The sequence below is a fragment of the Mesobacillus subterraneus genome (assembly GCF_003937825.1).
GTDB classification, from domain to species: Bacteria; Bacillota; Bacilli; order Bacillales; family Cytobacillaceae; genus Mesobacillus; species Mesobacillus subterraneus.
This window is the reverse complement of sequence record NZ_RSFW01000006.1, coordinates 176886-203444: the sequence shown is the minus strand read 5'-3', so window position 1 is coordinate 203444 and position 26559 is coordinate 176886. Positions and strand designations below refer to the sequence as shown.

28 protein-coding genes, 1 tRNA gene and 1 pseudogene are annotated in these 26559 nt (G+C 42.5%); 25 read left to right on the top strand and 5 right to left on the bottom strand.

Translation table 11 applies throughout. The features are described 5' to 3' along the window. Positions 1 to 35: 35 nt before the first annotated feature. Positions 36 to 467 carry a DUF2621 domain-containing protein gene (locus EJA10_RS04130; protein ID WP_125478728.1) on the bottom strand — a complete coding sequence of 144 codons (432 nt, stop codon included), beginning with the start codon at positions 465 to 467 and terminating at the stop codon, positions 36 to 38. Positions 468 to 605: 138 nt separating this feature from the next. On the opposite strand from EJA10_RS04130, the gene EJA10_RS23235 reads away from it, so the two are divergent. The 4 genes from EJA10_RS23235 (at position 606) to EJA10_RS04115 (ending at position 6142) form a co-directional block, all read left to right on the top strand. Continuing rightward, positions 606 to 702: transfer RNA gene (locus tag EJA10_RS23235), tRNA-Sec, on the top strand. 360 nt (positions 703 to 1062) lie between these two features. Beyond that, positions 1063 to 1875, top strand: a complete 813-nt coding sequence (locus EJA10_RS04125; RefSeq protein ID WP_125478727.1) for a VOC family protein — start codon at positions 1063 to 1065, stop codon at positions 1873 to 1875. 284 nt (positions 1876 to 2159) lie between these two features. After that, complete coding sequence (locus EJA10_RS04120) at positions 2160 to 3278, top strand: DUF4362 domain-containing protein (RefSeq protein ID WP_125478726.1); 1119 nt, start codon at positions 2160 to 2162, stop codon at positions 3276 to 3278. 473 nt (positions 3279 to 3751) lie between these two features. After that, positions 3752 to 6142: a M14 family metallopeptidase gene (locus EJA10_RS04115; protein WP_211340524.1), complete on the top strand. Its 2391-nt coding sequence runs from the start codon at positions 3752 to 3754 to the stop codon at positions 6140 to 6142. A gap of 129 nt (positions 6143 to 6271) precedes the next feature. Here EJA10_RS04115 and EJA10_RS04110 read toward each other — a convergent pair whose 3' ends face one another. Together EJA10_RS04110 and EJA10_RS04105 are read right to left on the bottom strand one after the other, a co-directional pair. Continuing rightward, positions 6272 to 7129 (bottom strand): LCP family protein, encoded by an 858-nt coding sequence (locus EJA10_RS04110; RefSeq protein WP_425462064.1) that lies wholly within the window; start codon positions 7127 to 7129, stop codon positions 6272 to 6274. Positions 7130 to 7385: 256 nt separating this feature from the next. Further along, complete coding sequence (locus EJA10_RS04105) at positions 7386 to 8153, bottom strand: DUF3891 family protein (RefSeq protein WP_170169059.1); 768 nt, start codon at positions 8151 to 8153, stop codon at positions 7386 to 7388. Between the two features lie 120 nt (positions 8154 to 8273). Here EJA10_RS04105 and EJA10_RS04100 point away from each other — a divergent pair, with 120 nt between their 5' ends. Together EJA10_RS04100 and EJA10_RS04095 are read left to right on the top strand one after the other, a co-directional pair. Then, a complete protein-coding gene (locus EJA10_RS04100; protein ID WP_170169058.1) occupies positions 8274 to 8579 on the top strand; it encodes a DUF3817 domain-containing protein in 306 nt (101 codons plus the stop codon). After that, positions 8579 to 8848: a DUF1450 domain-containing protein gene (locus EJA10_RS04095; RefSeq protein ID WP_246017680.1), complete on the top strand. Its 270-nt coding sequence runs from the start codon at positions 8579 to 8581 to the stop codon at positions 8846 to 8848. The genes EJA10_RS04100 and EJA10_RS04095 overlap by 1 nt, the downstream gene beginning before the upstream one ends. A gap of 35 nt (positions 8849 to 8883) precedes the next feature. Here EJA10_RS04095 and EJA10_RS04090 read toward each other — a convergent pair whose 3' ends face one another. Continuing rightward, positions 8884 to 9849, bottom strand: coding sequence for a M20/M25/M40 family metallo-hydrolase (locus EJA10_RS04090; RefSeq protein WP_125478723.1), 966 nt, complete (start codon positions 9847 to 9849; stop codon positions 8884 to 8886). 139 nt (positions 9850 to 9988) lie between these two features. Between EJA10_RS04090 and EJA10_RS04085 the strand changes: the two genes are divergently transcribed. From EJA10_RS04085 to EJA10_RS04055, 6 genes are all read left to right on the top strand, one after another. Beyond that, positions 9989 to 10336, top strand: a complete 348-nt coding sequence (locus tag EJA10_RS04085; protein WP_125478722.1) for a hypothetical protein — start codon at positions 9989 to 9991, stop codon at positions 10334 to 10336. Between the two features lie 129 nt (positions 10337 to 10465). Beyond that, positions 10466 to 10975, top strand: coding sequence for a cell wall hydrolase (locus EJA10_RS04080; RefSeq protein WP_125478721.1), 510 nt, complete (start codon positions 10466 to 10468; stop codon positions 10973 to 10975). Between the two features lie 153 nt (positions 10976 to 11128). Beyond that, positions 11129 to 11905 carry an SGNH/GDSL hydrolase family protein gene (locus EJA10_RS04075; RefSeq protein WP_125478720.1) on the top strand — a complete coding sequence of 259 codons (777 nt, stop codon included), beginning with the start codon at positions 11129 to 11131 and terminating at the stop codon, positions 11903 to 11905. 12 nt (positions 11906 to 11917) lie between these two features. Continuing rightward, positions 11918 to 12829, top strand: a complete 912-nt coding sequence (locus EJA10_RS04070) for an ABC transporter ATP-binding protein (RefSeq protein WP_125478719.1) — start codon at positions 11918 to 11920, stop codon at positions 12827 to 12829. After that, positions 12822 to 13802 carry an ABC transporter permease subunit gene (locus tag EJA10_RS04065; RefSeq protein ID WP_125478718.1) on the top strand — a complete coding sequence of 327 codons (981 nt, stop codon included), beginning with the start codon at positions 12822 to 12824 and terminating at the stop codon, positions 13800 to 13802. Before EJA10_RS04070 ends, EJA10_RS04065 begins: the two co-directional genes overlap by 8 nt. Before the next feature lie 567 nt (positions 13803 to 14369). Beyond that, positions 14370 to 14546 carry a hypothetical protein gene (locus EJA10_RS04055; protein WP_246017679.1) on the top strand — a complete coding sequence of 59 codons (177 nt, stop codon included), beginning with the start codon at positions 14370 to 14372 and terminating at the stop codon, positions 14544 to 14546. Positions 14547 to 14581: 35 nt separating this feature from the next. Here EJA10_RS04055 and EJA10_RS04050 read toward each other — a convergent pair whose 3' ends face one another. Then, a complete protein-coding gene (locus tag EJA10_RS04050) occupies positions 14582 to 15994 on the bottom strand; it encodes a glycoside hydrolase family 18 protein (protein ID WP_125478716.1) in 1413 nt (470 codons plus the stop codon). Between the two features lie 171 nt (positions 15995 to 16165). Between EJA10_RS04050 and EJA10_RS04045 the strand changes: the two genes are divergently transcribed. The 13 genes and pseudogenes from EJA10_RS04045 (at position 16166) to EJA10_RS03990 (ending at position 26445) form a co-directional block, all read left to right on the top strand. Then, positions 16166 to 16534, top strand: coding sequence for a hypothetical protein (locus EJA10_RS04045; protein ID WP_125478715.1), 369 nt, complete (start codon positions 16166 to 16168; stop codon positions 16532 to 16534). Positions 16535 to 16647: 113 nt separating this feature from the next. Further along, positions 16648 to 17007, top strand: a complete 360-nt coding sequence (locus EJA10_RS04040; RefSeq protein ID WP_125478714.1) for a YolD-like family protein — start codon at positions 16648 to 16650, stop codon at positions 17005 to 17007. Between the two features lie 173 nt (positions 17008 to 17180). Beyond that, positions 17181 to 17846, top strand: a complete 666-nt coding sequence (rpiA, locus tag EJA10_RS04035) for a ribose-5-phosphate isomerase RpiA (RefSeq protein ID WP_125478713.1) — start codon at positions 17181 to 17183, stop codon at positions 17844 to 17846. 92 nt (positions 17847 to 17938) lie between these two features. Then, positions 17939 to 18630 (top strand): annotated as a pseudogene (locus EJA10_RS24045) (AlkZ-related protein). Between the two features lie 15 nt (positions 18631 to 18645). Beyond that, positions 18646 to 19170, top strand: coding sequence for a cysteine hydrolase family protein (locus tag EJA10_RS04025; RefSeq protein ID WP_125478712.1), 525 nt, complete (start codon positions 18646 to 18648; stop codon positions 19168 to 19170). 148 nt (positions 19171 to 19318) lie between these two features. Continuing rightward, positions 19319 to 19498, top strand: a complete 180-nt coding sequence (locus tag EJA10_RS23230; RefSeq protein WP_170169057.1) for a hypothetical protein — start codon at positions 19319 to 19321, stop codon at positions 19496 to 19498. Further along, complete coding sequence (locus EJA10_RS04020; RefSeq protein WP_125478711.1) at positions 19477 to 19893, top strand: hypothetical protein; 417 nt, start codon at positions 19477 to 19479, stop codon at positions 19891 to 19893. Before EJA10_RS23230 ends, EJA10_RS04020 begins: the two co-directional genes overlap by 22 nt. Before the next feature lie 52 nt (positions 19894 to 19945). Continuing rightward, positions 19946 to 20740, top strand: coding sequence for an aminoglycoside 6-adenylyltransferase (locus tag EJA10_RS04015; RefSeq protein ID WP_125478710.1), 795 nt, complete (start codon positions 19946 to 19948; stop codon positions 20738 to 20740). Positions 20741 to 20817: 77 nt separating this feature from the next. Beyond that, positions 20818 to 21714 carry a DMT family transporter gene (locus tag EJA10_RS04010; RefSeq protein ID WP_281274469.1) on the top strand — a complete coding sequence of 299 codons (897 nt, stop codon included), beginning with the start codon at positions 20818 to 20820 and terminating at the stop codon, positions 21712 to 21714. 159 nt (positions 21715 to 21873) lie between these two features. Continuing rightward, positions 21874 to 23664, top strand: coding sequence for a gamma-glutamyltransferase (gene ggt / locus EJA10_RS04005; protein WP_125478709.1), 1791 nt, complete (start codon positions 21874 to 21876; stop codon positions 23662 to 23664). A gap of 237 nt (positions 23665 to 23901) precedes the next feature. Further along, positions 23902 to 25140: a glycine zipper domain-containing protein gene (locus tag EJA10_RS04000; RefSeq protein ID WP_125478708.1), complete on the top strand. Its 1239-nt coding sequence runs from the start codon at positions 23902 to 23904 to the stop codon at positions 25138 to 25140. A 125-nt stretch (positions 25141 to 25265) separates the two neighbouring features. After that, positions 25266 to 25937 carry a hypothetical protein gene (locus EJA10_RS03995; protein WP_125478707.1) on the top strand — a complete coding sequence of 224 codons (672 nt, stop codon included), beginning with the start codon at positions 25266 to 25268 and terminating at the stop codon, positions 25935 to 25937. Continuing rightward, positions 25927 to 26445: a DUF5381 family protein gene (locus EJA10_RS03990; RefSeq protein ID WP_125478706.1), complete on the top strand. Its 519-nt coding sequence runs from the start codon at positions 25927 to 25929 to the stop codon at positions 26443 to 26445. Before EJA10_RS03995 ends, EJA10_RS03990 begins: the two co-directional genes overlap by 11 nt. The last annotated feature ends 114 nt before the right edge of the window (positions 26446 to 26559 follow it).

Below are 26559 nucleotides of genomic sequence, written 5' to 3'. Positions count from 1 at the left end.
GAGATGCTCATCGTTAATGATGGCATCTCAAATTTTTAGAATAAGCTTTCATATGGAGTTGTGCTAATCTGCAGGTCAGACAGTTTTTTGCGCAAAAACTTATGATCCCGCTTTGGAGTCGCAAGGATATATCCGCGAATCACCAGCTCCTGCGTAATCATGTCCGCGTTTTCCTTCAATGCCAGCTCACCGATCTTGCCGGCAATCTTGTGCCTCGCCACATCCCTGAACAATTCAGGGACCGGGCTGACCAAATCCTCCAGCAGAGCCTTCTGATCATCAGGCCATAAATGCCGGGTTTTATTCACATAATACTCTTCCCAATCCATATCCGATTTTCCATCCTCCTTCGGAAGCTTCTTCAAAAACTTCCGGAACATGAAAAATCCGCCGATCGCGAATAGCCCAACCAATACAACAACCCAAAACATAATAAACCACAAAAACCAGCCTTCAAGCTCATACATAACCCTTCACCCACACATTCTAATATCTGTCCTTATTATAGTATCAGCCAACAAAAGAAGACAAGTCCTGTGACAATTTGAGTAACTCTCTTGTAAAAAAGACAGGTTGTCAGTATAATAGACCTTGTTCTTCAAAACGGGGCTGATTGGGGTGCTGGTGCCCTCCACGGTCTTCAAAACCGCTTGTGACCTGCGTGCCAGGTTAGCTGGGTTCGATTCCCAGGCGGTCCCGCCAAAATATTTTTAACGATTTGGTTATAATATGGAAATTTAATGGTTTTCCTCATAGATCGTGTAACCTCCTTTGCTAATGTTTGGGTTCCCCCCAGATATCAAAGGAGTTTTTTGTATGGTTGAACAGAACAAATAAGTTATAGGTTTTTTTACCTTATAAGCTGGCTGCTAATCAAGAAGGTTCTCTGGTTATAATTAAGGATGTAGTCTTACTACAAGAAAGTGGCGGTGTAAGCTCCGGACCACTCTGATCCAACTGCGGCGTGATTCAGGTTTGGCCGCAGCAGAGAAACCATAATTAGATTAGCATCAGTATCGAAGCCATGTGAACGCACAATATCGAGTGAAAGGAAGTACTATAATGGATTTTTTATTTGATCACCTAGTTTGGTTCTTTAAGGAACCAGAGAAAGCAATTCTACCATTAAAACAAAGAGGGCTAAATGTTGTCAAGGGGGGCCGTCATGAATCTTGGGGAACATATAATACCCTAACATATTTTGGCTTAAGTTATATTGAATTTTTAGGAATTGAAAATTTATCAATAGCTGAAAAACATAGTGAAAATCGATTGATTACGCAAATCGTTGAAACGCTAGCAAAAGAAAGTCGGGAAGGTCCTGCGAAATTAGCGATCCGAACTAATCAAATTGAAGAACTAGGAATAAAACTTAAAGCAGAAGGACTTACAGTATATGGGCCGTTAACTGGGGAGAGAGTTCGTGCTGATGGTCAAGTAATCAGATGGTCATTGTTATTCCCTGAATACGCAGAAAACAAGGTTTCTCTACCATTTTTTATTCAATGGGAAAAATCGGATGAAGAAAGGTATTCGGAATTAGAGGAACAAAGACTCATAGGGTCACACATATTAGGTCAACCGAAGTTGGAAAGTATTGGTATTGTCGTGAATGAATTAGATGAAGCATTAGAAATTTGGAGAAAATTGTTTTGCCTTGAACAAGGCGAGGAGTATATCGATACGGAAATCAATGCACGTTGTAGAATTTTAAAATTGAGCAACACTAATTTATTATTTGTTACACCTATTGGAGATGGTCCGGCTGCTAAGGTATTAAAAGAAAAAAGGGAGGGTCCTTTTTTAGTGAACCTTACTGACACGAATCAAGGTCACTTTTTTGAAATGTTGGATGGTTATTGGAGGTTCCAGTAATATATTAAAATCATTAAATAGTAAATCACAGATTGAAATTGAATCTGATCCTTTTATAGATTGCAAAAGGTGCCTGATACTACTCTTAATTTGTCTAGGTGTTCAATTGGATAGGTACAGGGTAGTGACAGGCACTTTTAATATTTTTTAAACGGTTCAAATTGTGCACCCTCCACGCTCTGACCGAATAAATAAATACAGAGTGTGACGTTTTCCCAATACATTCGTCTATTTAGTAAAGGATGTAATTTTTATCCAAAATAATTGAATGGATGTGCGGGTCAATGAAAAGAATGTCAAAATTCCTCTTTTATTTTATTTTCGTCTTTTTACTAGTTTCCTGTAATGCTCAAGTTAACAAAAATGGTATCTCAAATGCAGATGGGGAATCTCAATCAACAGGCAAAGCAAGCCAAAAACCTTTTGTGGAGAAGGTAGGGAATGTTGATGTCTTGAATACACATGGAGGCATTGAAGGAATTGAAAGGTTGCAGAGTTTCTATAAAGATATGAAGAATGGGGTCCCATCTGATTTAAGAATCGTTTTCTACACAATTGAAGGGGATCCGATTGTAAAAGATTTGAAATACAATGGCAAATCTCTTGAGGTAAAGAATGATTCAACCAGGGATGCATATGGCAGCGGGGGAATACAAACGATTAACTGCAGCCAATTGGTTGAAGAAGTGAATCCAACCAATACATCTTACATAGCAACAGGTTGTAAAGAAGTTCAATACGGCATGGAGGAAATCTTAGTAATCGAGTATAACGTGAGACAACAGGATTTTTTTGAAATTAACCTGAAGCATGGAGAAAACCTAGAGAACGAAATAAATACAAAAACCGGTGAGATCAGAAAAGAAACCGGTAAGGCTGAACCGTTTCAAATGGCGGATCATGTAAAGCAAGAGCTGTATAAAAGGCTAGTCTTTGCAAATTACTTGGATGAAAAAGAGATGGTTGAGTCATGTGATCTTCCTAACGCCATAAAGTACAATTTAAAGGTGTATATAAATGGAGGTCAGCAGGAAATCAGCTGGATGGATTGTGATGAGAGCCAACATGGGGTGACGTTTACAAAGATTGCCAATTACATTATAGAGCAATCTGAGCAGGATCAAACGGAAAAACAAGAAGTAATCGTTCAAGGCTATGTGCTAGAACGGAAAAGCAGCACTCTGTTAATTGGAGAAGAATTAAATAAGCTGGAGTATGAATGGATAAAAAGCGAAATAGACCAGGTGGACATGAATTCATTTATATATGATTTTACCGAATTAGAAGGAGTTCCTGTTGAAGAGTACCAACCTGGTGATAAAATCCGAGCAACAATAGACGGTTACATCAGTGGATCGAAGCCAGGAAGAGCTAAAGTGAAGGAAATCAAAAAAATAAACTAGTGGTAATGCAATGTTCCATTACTAAGCTTGGTTCAATTCCCACATAGTCCCGCCAATTTTCATAAGCTGGTAATCGCTCAGTATACTGGGCGTTTTATTTTATACAGAATTGCTGTTCAATGCAACTTGGTAATGAAAAGTACCTTTTTTCTTTGGTACGTACTGTGCTTAGGTCATAATATACTTCAAAAAGCTCAAAATGCTACCTTTCACTAATAAAAATTAAGATTCTCGAAATATTTTTTCCGCAAAGACATACAAAATAGGACAAAGTTTTTTGAGCACTATGTCATTAAAATATGAAATTATCTTCCAGATATTATCTTTTATTGATGTTTATATAGGTCCCTAGTTTGGTATTAACTGTGAATTCATGAAAGATACTCCCTACTACAATTTGACAAAATATTTCAAAAACTATATATACAATTATTTTGTCCACTATAGTGGAACACATTAGGAGGTGTGGGAGTTTGAAGAAACGGAAAACAATAATTCAGGGGTTGGTAATGGCCAGTGCGCTGACCGGGTTGGTCATTTCAACACTTGCCCCAGGTTTTGCAGGGGCTGAAAAGGACAAGGGGGACCCAATTCCAGTAGAGGAGTCAATCTCTATTGTAGAGCTTGAGGTGCCAAATAGGGAGGCATTGGACAAGCTAGCAGAACTAGGGATCACCTTTGATCACGGAATCCATCAGCATGGGGAAGAATTTGAGGTTGAGGTTGTCGCAACACCATCACAAATTGCGATGTTAAAGGAAAATGGAATCAATGTTAAGGACACGCTCTTAAATGAGGGGCAGTTCAACCGAAATGTTGCTGAAAGAAATGAAGCCATGCAGATTCAAGCAAGTGGTGCTGCAGCAGAGGACACGATAAAGGTTCTAAGGGCAAATTTTTACACAAACCAATCGGGTACTTTCCTTTATGTTGAAGCAAAATCCAGTGCAGGTACCTCTGCCAGCACGGCCCTTACTGCAAAGTGGGATGAAGGTGGAGAGGAAAAGACTGTGACGATGTCCAGGTTTGTTGATTATGGTGAGTACATGTACCACTGGTTTGAGGTTCCAGTTACAGCGGTACCTGAATCAGTAACGATCAATAGTAACCAGGGTGGAACAGCAAATAATGATGTAACAGAGTGGTTGGGAGATAGGAAAGCAGGTAATCCGAAGAAACATTATGTAACGAACTTTGTTGACCACTATATGGATCCAACTGAGTTATATGAAAGAGCTGAGCAGCTTGCAAAGGAATTTCCTGATTTAGTTGAAATCGTTGAAATGCCTAATAAAACAAACGGATACCGCCGTTTAGCTCAAGCAACAATGGGTGGTTTCACCAATACCGCAGTCGTAGTTTCTTCAAAAGCATGGGGTCATGAAGGCGGAAATGATATTTCTGTTGAATTTAAAAATCCGGGAGTGGCAAGTGCACCTCTTTCCGTAAAGGTTGATGGAAAGAAAATTACTGTCGAGTTAGCAACCAATGCGAGTGGAGCAGCAGTAAGTACTGCAAGGCAGGTTGTAGATGCATTGAATAGCCAAGCAAGTAGTTTAGTGACAGCTACTACATATCGTGGTAATGCTGGTACTGGCACAGTAACACCTGTTACGGGAAAGTTAACAGATAATCTTAATGCACCAGAGCATATTTCACGAGAACCGCAAACGGTCAAAGCAATCCGTATCGGAAAGCACCGTGACGGATCTAAACCAGGGGTACTGGGATATGCACAAGAACATGCTCGTGAGTGGGTAACGCCGCTGGTTACAATTGAAACAGCTGAACGTTTGCTAAGAAACTATGCGCATGACGGCGAAACGAAGCAGCTTGTCAACAATCTTGATATATTCTTAATTCCTTCAGTGAACCCGGATGGGGGTCATTATAGCTTTTATGATTACAATATGCAGCGAAGAAATATGACAAATCACTGCGGTCCAAATGAATCTGATCCTGGATATAGAAATAATTGGGGAGTTGACCTCAACCGCAACCACTCAGCTGGTTCAGCCTATAATGGATTCGTTGGAGCTTCTACAACCAATTGTAGAAGTGACACTTTTGCAGGACCTGCTATTAATTCAGAGCCAGAAGCCAAAAACCTGGTTTGGTTAGCGGATCAAAATCCAAATATCAAGTTTGCAATGAATATCCATAGCCATGGTGGATACTTTATGTGGTCACCTGGTGCTTATGATCCAAACCGTGTAACATTGCCTCGTCCTACTGCTGGCCAGGAAGCATTCTACTGGGCAGCGTCAAATGAAATATTAACGGATATTAAAGAACACCGAGGAACGGTTATTAAACCAAGCCGTACAGGCCCAATTCCTGATGTATTATATTCAGCCGCTGGTAACTCTGCTGACTACCTATGGTATGAAAAGGGAATTTACGCATGGAACTTTGAAGTAGGTGCACAGCTTTGGAATAAGGACACGAACAGATGGGTTTCAGTTGGCTTCCAGCCGCCATATGAAGAGGGGCATGAGGAAGCAATGGAATTTGCCAACGGATTAATCGGATTAATCAAAGTTGCTTACAACCAAGCAAAGGATAAGCAGCCGCCTTCCACAAAAGCCGTGCCTGGAAACGGCAAGTACTCAGGTCCTGTGAAGGTTGCATTTGAAACAAGTGAAGCTGCGACCATCTATTATACTCTTGATGGAAGCAAGCCAACATTTGAATCAGCTCATATCCGCCTGGCCGGTACTCGTGAGCCTGCTGAAGTCTTGACGATTGATAAGACAACAACAATCAACTGGTTTGCGGTGGATGCTGCAGGAAATATCGAGAAAAACTATAATCCATTAACAAATTCCAAAAACTTCAATTCTGTGACTGTTACAATCAAGTAAAATAAAAAGGAGCCTGGCATCATCGATAAACTGATGGTGCCAGGCTCCATTTCTAATTCAGTTGTTTTACATGCTGTTTGCGTTTCGCGGGATTTATGTGCCTATTAAACAAGGGGGGATCCTATTATACTATTTTTCCTCCCGTAAAAATTTTTCCAAGGCACCTTTATTATGCTCTAAATCTACTTCCAGCACTTCGCCAATTCCTTCATAGCGCTCATTTTGGAAGCTGCCGTCTTCAGGGATGCGAATTGTTTGTATTTCACTGTTTTTGTTTGTCAATAGATCTTTTCCGATTGTCAGAATGGTGGAAGTTTCAATATTTGTGTCGACGTATGATTTTAAAAGATCTAATAGCTCAGGAAGCTTTGACACACTGTTAAGGCTTATTGCTTCTTCTTTTAATTTTGAGACGACTTCTTGTTGTCTTTGGACTCGGCCGAAGTCACTTAGGCGGTCCTGGCGGAAACGGACATAGCCGAGCAGTTCGTTGCCATTCAGCTGTTGTGTTCCTTTATCTAAGGTCATGTCGATCCCGTCAGACATTTCATATGGAATATCTACTTTGATTCCGTTTGGTGCAATCAGATCGACTGCTTTTTCGAAGCCTTCAAAGTCTACGATGGCATAATGATGGATATCCATCCCGAGATTCGATTTAATCGTTTTCCTAAGTAATTCGGGACCTCCATATGAATAGGCAGTGTTCAATTTTTGCATCCCATGTCCGGGTATTGAAACATACATATCCCGCATGAGAGAAATCAGCTTGATCTGTTGCGTTTCCGAATTGTAATGAGCCACCATGATGGAATCTGTCCTTGCACTGTTGTCTTCACGTGAGTCACTCCCCAGCAGCAGTACATTCACTTCATTAAGTTTGTTTTTCTCTCCTTGAAACGAATTTGCTTCGGCCTTTTTTAATGGTTGATTCAATGCTTTCAACGTTCCTTCTATGTACTGAAATATGGTTAAAACACCGACCATAAAGATCCCAAGGAAAAGCAGGGCACCAATCACTCTTTTCCATCTTATTTTTTTGCCCCTCTTTTTTGACATTACTAACACCACCCAGATTGTTCTACCAGAAGGGCCATTATCCCATAAACAGATTTCAGCTAAAGGAAGATTAGGTTACAGTTATTTAAAATTCTGTTAACAAGGTTGAAATCTTTAGAGGATTAGTTTAAGTGAGGTTCAGCCAATAGAAAACCGCACGGCCATTTAGCTCGTGCGGTTTTGGTTATATAAATGTCACTTCTCTCATCAAAACCGGGCTAGCTTTATATGCAGCAACCAAACCGTATTTCTGGATGAGTTCTTTTTTTACTGCTCTATAGGGCAGTGAGACATGAAGCGAATTTACAAAAGGAGATACCGATAGGGAGACAGTTTTTTGGTCAACCCATACTGGCATGATCGGCTTGTTATGGGCGAATGAGAACTTCTGCGGAATTCCATTCTTGTAAAAGTAGTGCTCATGCTGCTTTGGGGTTCCGGGTTCGTTCAGGCAGATGTAAAGAGAGAGGTTGTCGCAAAATTTCAGCAAATCCAGATGGAAGTTGAGTTCTTCCAGTGCTTCCTGATCGTTTTTTATGCCCAGGTCTATAATCAGCTTCGCTTGTTTGCTATTTTCCTCGTTCCAGAAATTCTTTCCGATTTCACTTGTGGCGTCTTTCAGGAAGGAGGCGTAGTGCAGACTGCATAAAAGGCCGGCGTATTGGTTAATATGAACTGTTTCGTCAATTCCTTCTTTATAAAAATGGAGCTTGGGACGCCCAGGGTAATCCATAAAGGAGTAGGGCTGCTGTTTTTTTTTATTCCATAAGGGTGTTTTGTCTGGCTCAATCCAGCAGCGGTCGTGTTCCCGCACAGCAAGAACGACTTCCTTTTTTCTTTCAATGCCTGTAAAATAATCATCTCTCCACGCTAGAGCTGCATCCTGTGATACCGCTGCGTGATCATGCTGGGCCACCATGACGAACTCGTCTATTCTCTCATAAACGATCATTTTCATAACCCCCTTACATAAAGATTACCAGAATCAATCGTGAAACTTCTAGAATTTAAATGTTTAATGCGGTGTATCAAAAATGTTATAATTTTTTAGATTAGAAGGTTGGTGTAAAAAATGAATGAAAAAGTGATAGAACGTTTTCGCATGATGGGTTTAATCGAGGGTGGATCGTTGCTGGTCCTGGTATTTATAGCAATGCCGCTCAAGTACTGGGCTGGCATTCCGGAGGCAGTAAGGCTGGTTGGTTCTTTGCATGGTTTCTTTTTCATACTGTATGTGCTGATGATTGTCTATACTACTTTTAAAATCCGATGGTCACTTTTCTGGGCAGTGAGTGCGTTTGTGGTCGCGTTCATTCCATTTGGCAATATGATTTTGGACAGGTTTTTACCGCGGACTTTTATAGCAAAGGAAGTATAATGATGAGTTTGATTCAGAAGCTTTTTGCAAAACAAAAGAAAGCGAAAATTGAATTCTGCCAGCGGAATTTGGAGCAGTTTTTACAGGAAGAGAATTATGCTGATTACAATGAATTCATGAACCGGAAAAATGTTACCTATAAAGAATTTGAATGCCAGAGCAGGTGCAAGGAATGCCGGATGTCTCCGTATGCGGTCGTGAACGGGGAGTTTGTCGAGGCGAAGGATTCTGCCGAGCTGCTGAAAAAGATGGCAAAGTATATAGAGTAAAACCGCTCCAGGTCCATGCCAGAGCGGTTTTCTTTTTACTTGGATGTGCTTGTTTTCCCGAAAAACTTGAGCAATTCTGTCAGCACCTGGCTATAGGTGGACAGACGCTCCTCGATACGGCCAGGGTAGGCATTTTCGATGAACTCAAGGGAGTCATTTCTGGTATGCCATACACCACCGTATTCTTCTGTTTGTTCATATCCGTCCAAATCGCCAATTTCCCAGTTGGTCGATTCAAAGTAAGCAAATGGGATGCCCAGCGCATTAAATGGTGCGTGGTCACTCCAGTCACCTGTTGTGCCGGCAGGATAATCTGCGTTCAAGCCAGGGTTAATGCCGATATCAAGCTTCTTTTTTTCAGCGATGTTCAAGGCCTGTTCGCGGAGAAAGCCAGCTTCACCCGCACTGCCGTGGACATACATTTTATCGCCAACAGCTAAGCTGTCGAGGTTGATCATTCCGACTGTATTGCTGATCTCATCTGCAGTCATTTGCTTTGCGTAGTAATTTGATCCGTTCAGTCCGCCTTCCTCAGCTCCGAAGGCTATGAAAAGAATGGAGTAAGGGGTCGATACTTTTTTCAGCACCTCAGCGACCTCAAGCATGACACCAACACCTGAAGCGTTATCGTCTGCGCCTTTTCCAGTAGCTACAGAGTCGTAGTGGGCACCGACAATGATTTGTTGGTCTGATTTTCCTTGCTTGTATGCGATCACATTTGCAGACTTATAGGTTACACCTCTCCTTACAAAAGAAAAGTCTTGCTCCTGGGGAGTGTATCCCATCCGTTCAAATTGCTCGGCAATGTATCCTTTTGCCTTAACTTCTCCTTCTGTTCCGTAGACACGGCTCCCAATTACCTCAGATAAATACTTGGTATGTTCATAAGCCAACGCGCCATCCTTATGTACCAAAGATGAAGAGTAGGCGGACGCGCTTCCCACTGTTGAGATTAATAATGCAAGTACGGCCAGCATTGATAGCCAGATTGACTTTTTCATTTTATTTCCTCCTTATATATAAAAATACAACAATGTGTATAATTATAATATAAAGTTCATAGTTATGTAAATGGCTAAAGTCCTAGATTGGTATTAATAGACTGCCTTAATACATATTTTATGTAGGGGGGGTGTTAAAATGAACTTCGAAATGCAAAAAGCAAACCTGCTGGCGGAGAATATCAAGGGTTTTGTTGATTTTATAAAAAATAACGAAAAAACAGGCTTGTTTTTGAATCATGATAAACTGTACCAGGTGAAACTCTGGGTAGAGGAGTATAAATTCCGTTCTCTGGCTGATGAGCTTTTAAGGATCAATATGTATGAATGGGATGGAAAATACACTCTCTTGCTGGTTGAACGCTTTTGGAAAGGGTTCTGTATCATTGAGGATTATGTGGAAACGAACTTGGATGATCTGTTTTTTCTTTCGGGAAGAACGCATACGCTGAAAAACTTAAGTGGATTTTTTATCAAATTAGATTAATTACAATTTTTGCCCGGGATGGGATTAGTTTAATAACCTCCCAGTGATTAACTAGTGTAAAGCATATGTAAACCTGTTAGCCTAATATAGGGCCTGTTCAGTCTAAACAACAAAAACAGGAGGTTTACAATGAAAAAAATTCTTATGCTAGTTTCCATTCTTACATTAGTAATTGGTTCATATACAGTTTATGCCGAATCAACGAAAACCAATCAGGCTGAGACTCTGAAAACAAAGAAAGTCGATGTGAACACAAAGGAATCTTCCGTTACCGATAAACGCTTCATTAAGGAAGAAGAAGTGAAGCTGCTGGCCCGTCTTGTGCATGCTGAAGCAAAGGGAGAGCCGTATGAAGGCAAAGTAGCGGTCGCAGAGGTCGTTCTGAATCGTGTGGAGAACGAGCAATTTCCTGATACGGTAAAAGAAGTGATTTACCAGAAGAACGCATTCCAACCGGTCCAAAATGGTGCGATCAATAAGCCTGCAAGCGAAGAGGCAGTCCAAGCAGTTGAGGAAGCACTTGAAACTGAAACAAATCACGAATTCCTTTATTTCTACAACCCGGACACTGCGACAAGTGACTGGATTTTCACCAGGGATGTAATTAAAAAAATCGGAAATCACTCATTTGCGATCTAAGAAGCGCGTACAGCTATTAAAAGCTGCGCGCTTTTTTGTTGTTTTTTCGCAAAAATAATCCCTTAAGCACATTGTCATAGTATTATCATTTTTCATTGCTGGGAAATTATTATAAAATAAAGCTTACCAATTAGTGGAATGCGGGGTGGTCAGGTGAGAAAGTATACAGTGCAATTGACGATGATGATTTCAGTGCTTTCATTAGTATTGATGCTGTTTGGTCTTGGATGGACAATCCAGAACCAATTCTTCAGCAATGGTACAGCTGGAATAGTGGAGCAAACCCAGCCAGAGGAACAGACTGAAAAAGAAGGGAAAGTGGTCGTGGCTCTTGGCGATTCGCTTACCCGGGGGACTGGGGATGACAGCGGCAAAGGATATATTGGGTATTTAGTGGACGAGCTTGAAGAGAAGTCTGAGGAAAAAATCACGATCCATAATTACGGAGTGAAGGGTTATCGTTCGAACCAGCTGCTGGAACAGCTAAAGCAGGGAGAGGTCCAGAGAAAGATCAAGGATGCGGATTACATACTGATTACGATCGGCGGCAACGATTTATTCCAGAGCGGCCAAACATTTTTGGAGATGAATGAGGAAAAAATCGTCCAGGCAAGGGAGAGTTATTTGAAAAACCTGCAGGGAATTTTGAGCGAGCTTCGGACTTTAAATGATTCAGCAGTGATTTTTCATATTGGTCTGTATAATCCATTTATTGATTTGAATGATTCAGAGCTGACGACGAAGGTTGTCCGGGACTGGAACTATGAAACGAATAAGCTGCTTGATCAGCAGGCGCAGGCCGTCTATGTGCCGACATTCGATTTATTCCAGCTTAGTGTGAACGACTTTTTATACACAGATAAATTCCATCCGAACGCAGAAGGCTACAGGCTGATTGCCGAACGGGTGGCATCCTTGATCACATGGTAAGGGGGGAGAACGATGAGTGAAATCACGCTTTCTGTCAAAGGGCTTAAGAAGACGATTGGCAAAAAAGAAATCATCAAAGGCATTGACTTTGATTTGAAAAGAGGCGAAGTATTTGGGTTCCTGGGTCCCAATGGCGCCGGGAAAACGACGACAATTCGGATGCTGGTTGGATTGATCAAACCAAGTTCAGGGTCTATTGAAATCGGCGGCTACAATGTCCGCAAGCATTTTACAGAAGCAATGTCGCAAATGGGCTGCATTGTGGAGAATCCTGAGCTTTATTCGTTTTTAACAGGATGGGAGAATCTTGAGCACTTTGCGAGGATGCTGCCGGAAGTGGACCGGAACCATATGAAGTATGTTGTTGAGCTTGTCCGTTTGGATGAACGGATACATGACCAGGTCAAAACTTATTCCCTTGGGATGAGGCAGCGGCTTGGGATTGCACAGGCGTTGCTTGGAAAGCCGAAGGTGCTGATCCTTGATGAGCCAACGAACGGTCTCGATCCGATGGGAATCAGGGAGATGCGTAACTTCATCCGGTATTTGGCGGAAGAAGAAGGGCTGACGGTCCTTGTTTCAAGTCACCTCCTAAGTGAAATTCAGTTGATGTGTGACCGGGTGGCAATCATTTCGAAGGGAAGCGTCATTAAAGTTGACTATGTAGAAAACCTTCTGGCCATGCAGGAAAGGGTCATTTGGCAGGCGGAGCCGCGTGATGTCGCGAAAGAGATTTTGGCCGGTTTTACAAGTGTAACCGACGGTGTGGATGGGGCGCTGATCACCCCTTATATCGAGGGGGAAACGGCAGGCTGGAATCGGGCTCTCGTAGAGAAAGGCGTCGAGATAAAAGAAATGAACAGGAAGCTGCCTGCGCTTGAGGATCTATTCCTGGAATTGACCGGGGGTGAGACGATTGATTAACCTAGTGAGAAACGAAATGCTGAAAATCGTCCGTAAAAAGAGGATCCTGGTTGTAGCCGGAATCATCGCGGTGCTTGTTGCTCTTTTTACGTATTCGCAGTTCAGGGAAATTGAGAGAAGGCTGGAGCGTTTTGGGGATGTTGACTGGAGGACTACCCTCCAGCAGCAAATCATCGATACTCAGAACAGAATCACGAGCAGCGGCATTTCCGATGAATGGAAAAGCGAGCTGCAGCTGCGTATTCAGCAGCAGCAATACTACCTTGATAACAATGTCAATCCGATGGAACCGGGCGCACCAACGTTTGCCAGGGTATTTGCGGAGCACTCGATCAATCTGTTCATTCCACTAATGATCATGGTCGTGGCAGCTGATATCGTTTCCTCCGAGCGGAGTGCCGGCACGGTCAAATTACTGCTGACAAGACCGGTGAAGCGCTGGAAAATATTAATGAGTAAATATCTTACCTTGATTTTATCCGTATCATTCATTGTTGTTCTATTCGGGGTGCTGTCGTTTCTAATTTCCGGCTTGATCTTTGGCTATCAAGGATGGTCGGCACCGGTTTTGACTGGATTCAGCGTGGAAGGAAATGAACTGCAAACAAATGCAATCCAGATGATTCCACAGTGGCAGTATCTTTTGATGGAATTCAGCCTCGTCTGGTTCGTGGCATTGATTGTTGGTACAATCACATTCATGTTGTCGGTTTTAATCCGTAACACACCAGCAGGAATGGGCGTCATGCTCGCCGCGCTAATTTCAGGAGCGATTCTAAGCAATATGGTTTCGTCCTGGGATTCAGCCAAGTACCTGTTCATGATTAACTTGAATCTGACCGGGTATCTATCCGGACAGGCACCGCCGATTGAAGGGATGACACTTGGGTTTTCGCTGCTGGTGCTGACCCTATGGGGAATCGCCGCCTTGATTGTGTCGTTTGCGGTATTTATTAGGCAGGATATTTATTGAGTTTTACAAAACCCTGGCCAATTTGGTCAGGGTTTTTATTAATGGTTAGGAAATGGTTATTAGAGAGGCGGGAACAGATGATTTTCGCGATGTAAACCCACGTTCTGTAATAATAATCTCAAATTGAAGTAAAAATTAAGACAGTGCAGCATGTAAAATACCTGATTGGAAGAAATATCTCCAGTTACGGCGAATTTATCTCCAGTTGAGGCAAATATATCTCCAGTTGCAGAAGTACTTTGCGTCATAATAATTAGTAGCAAAAATTATTTGAGATCAATCCAGCATAATTCCAGTTGAACACTATGCAGGCTGGGCGGACCGAAATTCTCGTCTGAAAACTGAAACAATTACGTTTTTAAAACGTATGTAAAACCGAGGTGAGTTTCATGTTTAAAATCAAGCCGCAATGTTCGGTATGTAAGAAAGAAATTCAAAGCAATGAAAGATGAGGTATCCGGAAACTCGGGGTATGACGGAGATTAAAGCGTTTCTTCAGAATGAAGGAAAAATAATCTGTGAAGAGTGTTATAATAAGTAATCTTTACTCGCGGGGGGAGTCTGACAATGTTTGTTGAAAAGCGGGCAGAAAAGAGAAGGAAGAAAAAGCAGGATGGAAGCTATAATTTTTGGGATTTTGTGTTTGATGTGCTGTTTTGGATTCCGGAGTTGATTATTTTTCCGTTCCGGGTGCTTTTCTTTTTGTTCAGGTTCCTCCTGAGGTCGGTGTTTGATGGTATTTAAAAAATCCTGCGGCACTACCGCAGGATTTTAATATTTTATAGCTTTTTAATTCTGAAATTATTCTGGAGCACGGGCCAGTTTTGCGGGAAGGAGACGCCGAGCACCCAGAAGCTCACACCGCGCAACCCGTATTCTTTTACGGTATTGTACTTTGCCTGGACGCTTCGTGCGTCTTCGTACCAGACTTCATGCTGCTGGCCTTCACTGTCTGTATAACGGAAAAATGGTGACTGGTATGTTTCATGGAACTGGATGTCCACACCGTATTGCGCCGCAAGATTGACGGCCGCTTTTGGACTTACCGTACGAGCGGAGGTCCCCTGTACCCATGGAATCCGCCAGTCTCTGCCATATAGCGGTACACCCATCATGATTTTTTCAGGAGGGATGGCCGTAACAGCATAATCCAGGACCTTCCTGACCTCATTCAGCGGAGCGATCGCCCACGGTCTGCCTCCGGACCAGCCCCATTCATAGGTCATGATGATGACGAAATCGACAATCTCACCATGCGCTTTATAATCGTGGGCCTCATATAACAATCCTTCCTGATCTGCCCTCTGTTTAGGGGCAAGAGCTGTCGAGACGGTAAAACCATCAGGATGCATCTTGGCAACTGCTTTGCGCAAAAAATTATTATAGTTTTCACGGTCCTCAGGATAGACATATTCAAAATCGATATTCAGTCCGGTATAACCTTTTTCCTTCATTTTTGCGAGGATGTTGGTGAGTAAGGTATCCTGCACGGACGGGTTCCTTAAAATGGCTGCTGCCCGGTCGGAACTGAACGAACCGTCTGCAATGTTTGTAATCGTCAATAATGGTGCTGTATTGGTTGGTCCAGCTGCCTGGAGAACGAGCGAATCCTGAAGGGTGACAAGTGAGCCGTCCGCACCAGCTTCATAAGAGAAGGGAGCAAGATAGGTGAATTGCGAGCCATGTGTGAGGGCAATTTGCCGTCCTTGTTCGTTCATCCTTGTGATATATGCATTGACTTCAATGGTTGGCTTAGTGGGAGCAGGTATTCTCAACACCCTGCCTGGATAAATGAGAGCGGGGTTCGATATTCCATTGGCCTCTGAAATTTGATTAACGGTGACCCCGTAACGCTGTGCAATCAACCAGAGCGTTTCCCCTTGCTGGATCGTATGTGAAAAATAAGGAATCTGAAGCATTTGGCCGACAAAAATCAAGGAAGGATTGGCGATATTATTGTAGCTTGCGAGCTCCTGGACAGTTACCCCGTAACGGGAGGCGATTACCCATAGACTGTCTCCGCGCTGTACGACATGGTCCCTGCCTGTTTCAGGGATTACGAGTGATTGACCCACAACAAGGACATTCGGGTCATCAAGCTCATTCGCTAAAACAATTTGATCGATGGTTGTCGGGTAATTCTGAGAAATCCTCCACAATGACTCCCCAGGCTTTACAACATGTATTCTCATTGGTTCATCATCTCCCATGTCATGATACCTTTTATCATGTTATGCTGGCAAAGCTTGTACTATATGAATTTTTCCCTCTCAAAGATTTTTTAATATTTAGAATAAAGGGTATACCTTTTTGAAAAAATGTATATAATAGAGAGAAAAACTATTAAACAAAGGGGAAAATGGATGGTTACGTATGGTACTTTTTTACGATTAGTAGAAGAGGCGGAAAGGTTGAATTGCAAAGTGATTTACGACTCGAAGAAGAAAATCAATTTTAATCCCAATATGACCATTACGATACCGTTATCTACGACACTGGAGAATATCTATGCATTTGCTCACGAAATCGGCCATTTAATTGATTTTGTCAACGACGATCTAGAATACGAAAAGTGGCTGAATGACTGGTCTTACAGGATCACAGCTGAAATGAGTGCATGGGTCCATGCTTATAAAATCTTGAAGGAATTGAATGTTCCTTTAGACGGTTGGAAAGATCACGTTGATTCCAAACTGTCGACTTATTTTAAATATCATGAGGTTATTGCGTGACCGGACTGGCTGATGGAGCTGGTCTTTTTTTTACGAAAAAATAAAAATTGTATAGTTTACGAACATCTGTTCGGGATATAATAGCTGTAACTACTCCCGAAAGGATGGTCAGCATGAGAATCAGAGACAGAGGAAAAATCAAGTTCATGCCTGCACACTTCATGCCGGAACATCGGGCTCTGCTGCGGGAACTCGCCCGTGATGAACTCCGGCAACCCAGGCCGCTGCTCGACGAATATGAACTGGAAGAGCTTGAAAACAGGGTGTGCTATGCCATGGAATATACATACCCAGTCAAGATCTCCAAGTGGCATGATGGATTTACATATGAAGAAAGAGGGCACGTCCATTATCTCGATCCAATCAGGAAGGAGGTACGAATGATCACAGCAGACGGGAGTGCAGTGACTTTAAAGTTTGAGGATATTGTTGCGGTTGAAGTGGTTGAAGGCGGAAAGGAGAGAAATCAATAAGTTCCAAATGGGTCTATATGAAAAGCACCATCTACAAAAAAACAGGAAAAAAGTGAGTTTTTAATTCCTATTTGTTGAAGCCAGTTTTTCATCAAAAAAGAAGATTAGCGACTCCTTTTTTGGGTAGAATATCGGCGTTAGATGAATCGCAGGAAGAAGCAGGAGTGATCGGTATGAATGAAAAGCAACTTGTTGGTGAAAAGGCTGTTGAATATATAAAGGATGGAATGGTGGTGGGACTAGGAACGGGGTCCACCGCTTATTATATGATCAAAAAGTTAGGGAAGTTAGTACAAGAGGGTCTGAATATCAAAGGAATTCCCACTTCAAAGCAAACGGCCGCGCTTGCTTCAGAGCATGGAATCACACTGGTAGATTTTAAAAATGTGAAACAAATTGATATTGCGATTGACGGAGCGGATGAGTTTGATGCTGATTTGAACTTGATTAAAGGCGGGGGCGGAGCACTGCTCAGGGAAAAAATTATCGCAAATGCTGCTTCTGCCTTTATTGTCATTGCAGATTCATCCAAAGCAGTGAAGAAATTGGGAGGTTTTCCGCTGCCGGTTGAAATCGTGAAGTTCGGAGCCGATATGACGTTGCAGAAAATTGCTGGGCTTGGCTGTGAACCGAGAATAAGAGTAGATGGAAACCAGGCATATATCACAGACAATGGAAACTATATAATCGATTGTGATTTTCAAGAGATCCAATCCCCTGAGGAGCTGGAGAGTCAGTTGAATATGATTCCTGGCGTCGTTGAAAACGGGTTGTTTGTGAATATGGCTGAAAGTCTGATCACGATTAAAAATGGTGTATTAGTTGAAGAAACACGTTAAGTTCTAGGGCGGTGCTTCTCGATGAAGGGCCGTTTTTCTTTTGGCATAGAGGGGATTTGTGCCAAGTTATCGAATTACATTGTAGACATTAGTTGAAGGAGCTGTCTGGATTGAAGGATTACAAAATTAACACATATAATGAAGCCATCCAGGTAATTGAAGAGGTTGGCTTGCTCCCGCTGGCGCCTTTGGTGCCTGAATACCCCGCGTTGAATACGATTACTGCACCAGAGTCCTGGCATTCGGATACCGAATTTGATCCGTGGAAGTGGAGGACAAAGTTCTCTGTTGATGGCGTAGCTGGTTATGGGAAATTCATGAAGAAAAAGTCCATCCTGATTTCGCGTGAATTATTGCCCTTTTTAAGGCGGTTCTTGGCAGTTTTGACGCGGTTGAAGACAGGTACAAGAAGGGACTTGTATCAAGAGAAGCGTTAAGTATTTATCGAATCATTAGTGATGAAGGGATTATCGATACGAGAGAATTACGGACTCTAGCGGGCTTAAGGGATAAAGAACACAAGAAAGCATTTGAAGGAGCCTTAGTTGAGCTTCAAGGTGCAATGGATATCGTCATATCGGGAATCAAGGAAAAAAGAAACGCAGAAGGCGAGAAGAATGGATGGAGCAGCACATCATTTGAAACTTACGATTCCTGGGCAGGCAGAAATAATATTGAATTTATAGCTATTGAAAAGCAAAAGGCAAGAGAATTTTTATTAGATCATTTTTATGGCATAGCAAGCGATAACGCGGTTAAAAAACTGGAGAAACTACTTTTATAAAACGGGAGAATGATCATGAATAAAAAAGCATTACTCGTCATTGATGTTCAAAACGCTATGTTCGTCGAAGGAGAAGAAGTTTTTAATGGGGCTAGTCTGTTGCAAGGGATAAAGAATTTGATTAAGCAGGCCCGCTCAGCCAAGATTCCGGTCATCTACATCCAGCACAATGAAACAGCTGGTTACCCTTTGGAGAACGGAACACAAGGCTGGGAGATCCATTCAGAAATAAGTCCGGAGGAAGGTGATGTTATTATTCAAAAAACTACGCCGGATTCCTTTTTGAAGACAACCTTAGACCAAGAGTTAAAAGAACAGAGCGTTGTGCATCTTTATATCGTCGGCATTCAAACAGAGGTTTGTGTGGATACCACGTGCCGAAGCGCATTCGGCAAAGGATATAAACTTACTTTAGTTTCGGATTTACATAGCACATGGCCTGGAAATGACTTAAGCGCCCAGCAAATCATCAACCATCACAACGGTACTTTGCGCTGGTTTGCAGATGTGCAGTCCAGTGAAAATATTCAATTTGTTTAGCAAGAGGCAATTGAATGAGGAAGTAGAATCGATTTCTTTTATAAAAGGCTCTGTTATAGCTCGATGTTGATTTTATCTCCTTTTGATTGTAGTGGAAGGCACGTAGACTCCTGCGGGCTCAGCGCCAGCCCCGCGGAAAGAGAAGTGCATGGAATGGAAATCAACAGCCAAATTTAATAGAGCTAAAAAAACAAGTGAAATAGAACATGAAGAAACCTTAATGGAACTCATTAAGATACATTTGGCTGGTGAAGAAAAGGTAGAGCAAATTCAGTATAAGATGAAAGAACAAGAGGACTGTTCAAAATGGAACCAAGATTACAAATGAATAAATTCTGGACTGATGCTGACTTCTTTGAGGTTAATCTCGAATTGACCGGAAACGATTGCCGCATAAGGCTTGATTCTTATATGGATAATAGGCAGTTAGAGGAACTCAGGCGAGGGCTGGAGCGTTTTCCCACTAATATGGGCAAGAGTGCTTTCACTTGGAAAATAGGAAGCGATTCTGAGACCGCCCCGTTTTTGTCGATGAAGTTCTTTTTGCATAACAAGAGAGGGATTGTAGGCATAGAAATCCAGGTGGATAACAGGATGGAATTGCCTGAAAGAATGATTGCCCATTTTTACATCCTGACAGAGATGGCACAATTAGACCGCCTGGCAGAAGAACTTCGTAAAATGATCAATGAAGAGATAGATGAATTACAAGGGTTATATTGAATAAGAGATTAAATCGGAAAAAACATGCGATATTTTTTAGGGGAGAAACTGAATGTACACGGCTGAGGAGCGGAATGCATTTTTTGAAACGACGGTTGAAAGATTGAAGGCTTCCAATTACATAGAGGGCATTATCCAACTCGGGTCTGGCGTTATTGGATATAAGGATGAGCTCTCGGACATCGATTTAATGGTAGCGGCGACGAAACCCGAAACTGTGGAAGAAACCAGGGATTTTGTCCGGGACACACTCGTCAGTGAATTTCACCCGCTCTACATCAAAGAAAAACAATTAAGGGAGAATGTCTATCTGTTGATTGTTTTCATGGAGAATTCGCTGGAATTCAATATCTCAATCGTGCCAAGGGAGTCATTGAAAGTCAAATCACCTTTATGGAAAGTAATTACCGATAAATCAGGGTTAGTTTCCGAGAGAATGAACAGGGAGGATGCCAAGTTCCAGGACCGAGCGGTTCAATACGATGTTAATGAGGATGCTGTATTTGAATTTGTTTATTGCGCGTTGAGAATGGAGAAAGAGCTTCGGCGCAACAATTTAATCTACGCACTTAAGATGCTTGAGATGATGAGGGACGTTGTATTGCAAGTACAGGCATTGAACGAGGGGAAGAAGCTTCACCAGTTTAAGGCCTACGATACATTGAATCCGAAGTTTATTGAAGCATATCTTTCAACCTACCCAAATAAAATAGATGCTATGAATCTGGGAGAATCTACAAAGAAATTAAAGGAGCTTTTTATAAAAACAGTCAAACAAAGCCCTATATTTACTTTGAATGAAGACTTAAATAACCTTATGAGATTAGCAGAGCATACAGAGGCTTAGAGAAGATCTGTAAGCTTTTTATAAAGGGAATTTCGGCCATTAAGCAGAATATAGTTCTGTAAAAAGGAGGGGCCGGTTTGGAAAAAACAAATCTTCATCCATTCAAGTTTATACTGCTTGTCGTTGTTACCACGTTTCTCATGGGCTCTTCTTTTACAGTCGGAAAATTTGGATTGAACTATGTCTCTCCATTATTACTGGTGGGTTTAAGATTCACGATTGCCGGGCTGCTGATGGCGGTACTCGTCAGGAAAAAGCTGAAACCGGGCAAGCTGGCTGACTGGGGGAGGATTCTCACAATTGGGCTGGTGCAGACAGCTGGCGTCATGGGCTGTATTTTCCTCAGTCTGCGGACGATCACCGCAGGGGAGTCCTCGATTTTAACCTTTACCAACCCGTTAATGGTGGTAATGATGGGGACAGTGTTCCTTGGGATCCGTTACAGGCTTGTTCAATGGATTGGCGCGATTGTAGGGTTTATTGGTGTTTTCATCACATTGGGTTTCCATCTGCAGCTGACTATTGGAACGCTTTTCGGCCTGGGTGCAGCTGTGTTTTGGTCAATTGGGACGATCCTGATTAAACAATGGGGACACCGCTTCAATGTCTGGGTGCTGACCGCTTATCAAATGCTTTTCGGAGGCGTTTTCCTGTTGTTTATGGGACTCACCCTCGAAACACCCAAGCTATCAATCACACCGTTTTCGATTTTTATTATTTTATGGCTGGCAATTATGGCTTCTATTGTCCAGTTTGCGATATGGTTTTATCTGATTAATCAAGGTGATCCAGGTAAGACGAGTGCATTCCTGTTCCTCGCTCCATTTTTCGGTGTTCTGACAGGCTGGGTCCTTCTCGGGGAAGTCGTGCAATGGTATGTATATGTGGGCGGCGCGCTGATTTTTATGGGGATCTTCCTGGTAAACTGGACGTTTAAAGAAAGGGTAAGCTTGTCACTCACGGAGAATGGTTAGTCCTTATTCAAGTTCTGTCAATCTTTTGGCCTATCCATTTCTGTACCATAATTACCATAGGGCTCAAAGTAACTAGTATTATAGTTTTAAAATTAAGAAAATTCAGCAAATGATTTGCTATCAATCTCTCTTTTCCCCTACCATAATAATGAAATCAAAATGGGAACAGGAGGGATTCTTTTGAAAAAATTCTTACGAACCGGGCTGTTTGCTCTGATAAGTGTGCTGTTGCTAGCGGGTACACTGCCTGCTGCTGGACAAGCGCAAAAACCTAAATTCAGCTATGACCAGTACAGCCAGGTCGATGTGGGCGAGGACGGCATGGTTGCGACAGCTCACCCGCTTGCATCTGAAATTGGTGCCGAGGTCCTTCGCAAGGGCGGGAATGCGATTGATGCAGCTGTGGCCATCCAGTTTGCACTTACGGTTGTTGAACCAATGATGTCCGGAATCGGCGGCGGCGGATTCATGATGGTGTATGATGGTGAAACAAAAGAAACCAAGATTGTGAACAGTCGTGAACGCGCTCCAAAAGGCGCGACGCCAGATATGTTCCTGGATGAGAACGGGAACCCTATTCCTTTTTCTGAGCGGTCAACTGGAGGCACTGCAGTGGGAGTGCCTGGCACACTGAAAGGGCTTGAAACAGCTCTTGAAATGTGGGGAACGCGTCCGCTTCAGCAGTTGATTGGTCCTTCCATTAAGCTTGCTGACAAGGGATTCCCAATCGATTCGGTCCTGGCTGATGCCATTGCCGATAACAAGGGAAAGCTATCGAGATCAGCAGCCGGTGATGTTTTTCTGCCTGGCGGGGAACCGCTTAAGGAGGGAGATACCCTGGTGCAGGACGATCTGGCAAAAACCTTTAAGCTGATCCGTTCGAAAGGTACTGACGCGTTTTATAAAGGAGAAATCGCAGAAGCAGTTGCAGAAGTCGTCCAGGATTTCGGTGGTTCTATGACTCCTGCGGATCTGGCCAAGTATGATGTAACCGTTGATGAGCCGGTTTGGGGAGACTATCAGGGCTACGAAATTGGCAGCATGCCTCCGCCAAGCTCGGGCGGTGTCTTCCTGTTGCAAATGCTGAAAATCCTCGACGATTTCAATTTGTCCCAATATGATGTAAAGTCTGCTGAGAAGTATCATCTTCTGGCAGAAGCCATGCACCTTGCCTATGCTGATCGTGCAGCATACGCTGGGGATCCTGAATTTGTCAATGTTCCCGTGAAAGGTCTGCTGCATCCAGATTACATCAAAGAGCGACAAGAGCTGATCAATTTGGATTCTGTCAATCAAAATCCAACAGCCGGGGACCCTTGGAAATACGAAACTTCCAAGTCGAACTATTCAGCCACAAGCCAGCCAAATGACAGGCAATATGGAGAAACAACCCACTTTACCGTGACAGACAGATGGGGAAATGTTGTCTCCTACACGACCACAATTGAACAGGTTTTTGGAACGGGCATCATGGTGCCTGAATATGGATTCATGCTCAACAATGAGTTGACTGACTTTGATGCAGTCCCTGGCGGTGCGAATGAAGTTCAGCCAAACAAACGTCCATTGAGCAGTATGACACCGACCATTGTTTACAAAGATGGCGAACCAGTCCTGACGGTAGGATCTCCGGGAGGACCAACCATCATTACCTCTGTACTGCAAACCATCCTTCATGCAATTGAGTTTGATATGGAACTCAAAGATGCAGTTGAGGAGCCAAGAATCTATACCAACAATCTTAATTCTTATCGCTATGAAGACGGCATCAGTTTGGATACAATTAGCGAACTGAACGCCATGGGTCATAGATTTGGACCTAGCCCGACGACAATCGGCAATGTCCAAAGCATCCTGATCGATCGTGATAACGGAATGTTCAAGGGAGTCGCCGACTCAAGCCGGAACGGTGCGGCCATCGGAATCACCTTGAAAGGCAATCGAAAATAATCATAAGGAAGGGAGCGGATTCGTCCGCTCCTTTTCTTTGGGTTTTTGACTGACCTTGTTTATTCTTGGAAAATGAGGGTAATAAGACCTGAGTAACAATTGGATAAATAAACCTTTAAACCTATATTCAGGTAAAAATATTTAATTAATAATCTTTCTCAAATATAATGAATGGTATGGAAAACTTCACCACCTACTGGTGTTGTTAAATGAATTTTTTACAGGAAGTGATTATTCTTGTCGTCAAAAATTAAATTCAACATCAATGAGGTCAACAGTTCGGTAACAGGCTTAGGGCAAACAATCTCACGGTTGCAGAGCATCCAGAATAATGTGGCGGGGGTCAGATACAGTGTGGATCCTCGGATTCTTGGTCGAAGCGGTGTTGATGGCCAATTCAGACGGGCGGCAGCTTCATTTGACCGAATCGAAATGAAGATGAACCAGCTTAAAACGTTCACTGCCAATTCTGCTGAACGATACGCCAATTCCGACCAGCGGGTGAACCGCCAGGCCGACGCGGTCAATAAGGCGATCGATGCAGCGCGGAAACAAATCGATGAGCGTTTCGCCAGTAATTTGTATGAGACTTATAATAATACCTATGGTAGATGGGTGGACTTCCTGCATGGTGCACAATATGCTGCCGGTGCAGGGCTCATGCATCTCCTTGGATTCAGGTTTACCGATATCGATGGAGTATTGCGCAAGTTCCAGGTAGTCGATGATGTCTTACTGGGAAAGATGCGTCTGCCTGTAGCTAGTCTGGTCCATAAAATCGAAAGTTCAAAATTGAATATGCTTGCTAGATTGATGGTTAATCCAACCAGGGCCTTCAGCAAAAAAACGCTTTCTGAACTAATATACAAGCGGGCAGCTAATTATTTTCCCAAGGATATCGCAGGTCTAAGTAATAGCGTTCAAAAATTGCTTGCCGATGCTAAAGGCGGGACGATGGTCAATGCGGTGAAAAATCATGCGGGGAGTGTTTTGAAGAACGGGTTGAGACTCGGAAAATCAAATGCAGCCCTTGCCGTATTGATTACAGCAGGAGCCGAGACAATTGGCGCAGGAATCAAAATTACCGAAAACTATAATTTGTATACCGGCGAAAAGTTAAAAGAAGAAAACGCAAAAGTGGTAGGCAGGGCAGTCTATAAAACGACTGTTGTATCTGCGACGTCTGTCGCTGGGGCTGTCGCAGGTGGAGTAGTCGGAAGTGCATTCGGACCTGTAGGAACAGTGATTGGCGCATCAATCGGCGGTTTTGTCGGGAGTTGGGTCGGCGACAAACTTACAGAGAAAACACCTGCATTTGTCGATAAGGCTGCATTACACTTTAAAGATGGCATCCATAGTGGAACAGAGGCAATTGCTTCAGGTGTGAGCAAGGTGAAGGATGGCTTTAATGATGTAAAAGCTCATGCTTCGAATTTATTGGGCGGAGCTAAATCAATCCTTGGTTTTGGGGGTTAGGAGAAAACATGAATAAAATTTCACTTTCGATTGAGGAATTAATTTATTGCTTTTACAATGAAGGATATTTTGAACATGGAAATGCCTTGAAGCAGGTATATTTTGGGGATCTGGACGATGAAAAAATGGATCTTCTGCTGCAAATCACGACGCGTTCACTTCTTTCTAAAAACCTGCTAGTATATGAAAATCACAAATTTATGTTGGTGAAAGAGCTGGCGGAAATCATATCTATGCTCAATTACTCTGAACAATCCATCAAAGCCTCACGTCACGGATTTAATGGTAGTGAGGAGTCAGTATCTTTCCATTTTGAGGGGGATAAGATACTTCAGCATTCTTTACTTTACGATGAGCAGGTGCATGTTTTTGAACAAGTCTCAGGAGAAGCAGTGGCAGAGCTCATTTCTGATTTTTACCGACTGAGTAATAATAATAATGGAAGTCGGAGGGGATTTGAACTTAGCCAGGCGGAATTGGAACAGCTGCTGGACTCGCTGGAAAATAATCAGCAGCTTTTTGAACTCCCTGTGATGCACGGTGAAAAACAGGAATTCTATGAAACTTTAAAAAGAACGAAGGGGCTTGTAAATACGCTGCTTTTCATGGAATTCACGGAGCAAAAAGAGCCGGTGGCGAAAAATGTTGTGTTATTCACAAATGACAACAAGAACAATTGGATTATTGAAAAGGTTGATGATGTCTTTCAAATCAATCATGGTACCAGCATAAAAGTTGAACAATTAATCAGAGAAAATGTCATAGAGTCATTGGAAAAGGTGAAATATGGAAAATAAAATCGAAGAGCATAATATAAAAGTTTATGATGATCGTGTCGAAGTAGTCTACACAAGTGGTGGAGTGGGATGCTTGCTTTTTTCTGGTATTACCATGACATTGACTGCCCTATTTATTTTATTTTACATAGTTCCAGATTCGAATGTTGTCAGAGCCTTCATTGGAATAATCATTGGTGTGATTGGTTTATTGTTTTTTGGAACGATGCTGCTTAAGGTGTTAGGAGCGGTACTAACAGGAAAGGCAGTATATACTGTCCAGGATGGGTATTTCAAAGGAAAAAAGCATGCCGTTCGGATTAGTGAAATTAAAGATATGGAGTGGGCAGGAAAGTCTTTGAAATATCTTGCGGTCATGACCGAAAACAATAAAACAGTCAAGCTGTCCTCCTATAACCTTGTGAATGAGGAGAAGGTGAATCAGGTGATAACCGAATATGTCATCCCTCAGGGTACCCCTGAATTCAAAGCGAATTGGGAAAAGCGCAGGGGCGATAAAGGTGCTTAACCTTCAAATTGCTTGTAGAGTTAGTGTTCTTGCTCTGCAAGCTTTTTGTGTTAATAATCGATGGGAAAGGTGATTCCTAATGGAAGAACACAATATTAAAATATCATAAGACAA

Excerpts from the sequence above, each read along its gene's own strand:
- EJA10_RS04130 (WP_125478728.1), bottom strand. The coding sequence starts at position 467 with ATGTATGAGCTTGAAGGCTGGTTTTTGTGGTTTATTATGTTTTGGGTT.
- EJA10_RS04125 (WP_125478727.1), top strand. The coding sequence starts at position 1,063 with ATGGATTTTTTATTTGATCACCTAGTTTGGTTCTTTAAGGAACCAGAG.
- EJA10_RS04120 (WP_125478726.1), top strand. The coding sequence starts at position 2,160 with ATGAAAAGAATGTCAAAATTCCTCTTTTATTTTATTTTCGTCTTTTTA.
- EJA10_RS04110 (WP_425462064.1), bottom strand. The coding sequence starts at position 7,129 with ATGGTCGGTGTTTTAACCATATTTCAGTACATAGAAGGAACGTTGAAA.
- EJA10_RS04105 (WP_170169059.1), bottom strand. The coding sequence starts at position 8,153 with ATGATCGTTTATGAGAGAATAGACGAGTTCGTCATGGTGGCCCAGCAT.
- EJA10_RS04100 (WP_170169058.1), top strand. The coding sequence starts at position 8,274 with ATGAATGAAAAAGTGATAGAACGTTTTCGCATGATGGGTTTAATCGAG.
- EJA10_RS04095 (WP_246017680.1), top strand. The coding sequence starts at position 8,579 with ATGATGAGTTTGATTCAGAAGCTTTTTGCAAAACAAAAGAAAGCGAAA.
- EJA10_RS04090 (WP_125478723.1), bottom strand. The coding sequence starts at position 9,849 with ATGAAAAAGTCAATCTGGCTATCAATGCTGGCCGTACTTGCATTATTA.
- EJA10_RS04085 (WP_125478722.1), top strand. The coding sequence starts at position 9,989 with ATGAACTTCGAAATGCAAAAAGCAAACCTGCTGGCGGAGAATATCAAG.
- EJA10_RS04080 (WP_125478721.1), top strand. The coding sequence starts at position 10,466 with ATGAAAAAAATTCTTATGCTAGTTTCCATTCTTACATTAGTAATTGGT.
- EJA10_RS04070 (WP_125478719.1), top strand. The coding sequence starts at position 11,918 with ATGAGTGAAATCACGCTTTCTGTCAAAGGGCTTAAGAAGACGATTGGC.
- EJA10_RS04055 (WP_246017679.1), top strand. The coding sequence starts at position 14,370 with ATGTTTGTTGAAAAGCGGGCAGAAAAGAGAAGGAAGAAAAAGCAGGAT.
- EJA10_RS04050 (WP_125478716.1), bottom strand. The coding sequence starts at position 15,994 with ATGAGAATACATGTTGTAAAGCCTGGGGAGTCATTGTGGAGGATTTCT.
- EJA10_RS04045 (WP_125478715.1), top strand. The coding sequence starts at position 16,166 with ATGGTTACGTATGGTACTTTTTTACGATTAGTAGAAGAGGCGGAAAGG.
- EJA10_RS04040 (WP_125478714.1), top strand. The coding sequence starts at position 16,648 with ATGAGAATCAGAGACAGAGGAAAAATCAAGTTCATGCCTGCACACTTC.
- rpiA (WP_125478713.1), top strand. The coding sequence starts at position 17,181 with ATGAATGAAAAGCAACTTGTTGGTGAAAAGGCTGTTGAATATATAAAG.
- EJA10_RS04025 (WP_125478712.1), top strand. The coding sequence starts at position 18,646 with ATGAATAAAAAAGCATTACTCGTCATTGATGTTCAAAACGCTATGTTC.
- EJA10_RS23230 (WP_170169057.1), top strand. The coding sequence starts at position 19,319 with ATGGAATGGAAATCAACAGCCAAATTTAATAGAGCTAAAAAAACAAGT.
- EJA10_RS04020 (WP_125478711.1), top strand. The coding sequence starts at position 19,477 with ATGGAACCAAGATTACAAATGAATAAATTCTGGACTGATGCTGACTTC.
- EJA10_RS04015 (WP_125478710.1), top strand. The coding sequence starts at position 19,946 with ATGTACACGGCTGAGGAGCGGAATGCATTTTTTGAAACGACGGTTGAA.
- ggt (WP_125478709.1), top strand. The coding sequence starts at position 21,874 with ATGGGAACAGGAGGGATTCTTTTGAAAAAATTCTTACGAACCGGGCTG.
- EJA10_RS03995 (WP_125478707.1), top strand. The coding sequence starts at position 25,266 with ATGGATCTTCTGCTGCAAATCACGACGCGTTCACTTCTTTCTAAAAAC.
- EJA10_RS03990 (WP_125478706.1), top strand. The coding sequence starts at position 25,927 with ATGGAAAATAAAATCGAAGAGCATAATATAAAAGTTTATGATGATCGT.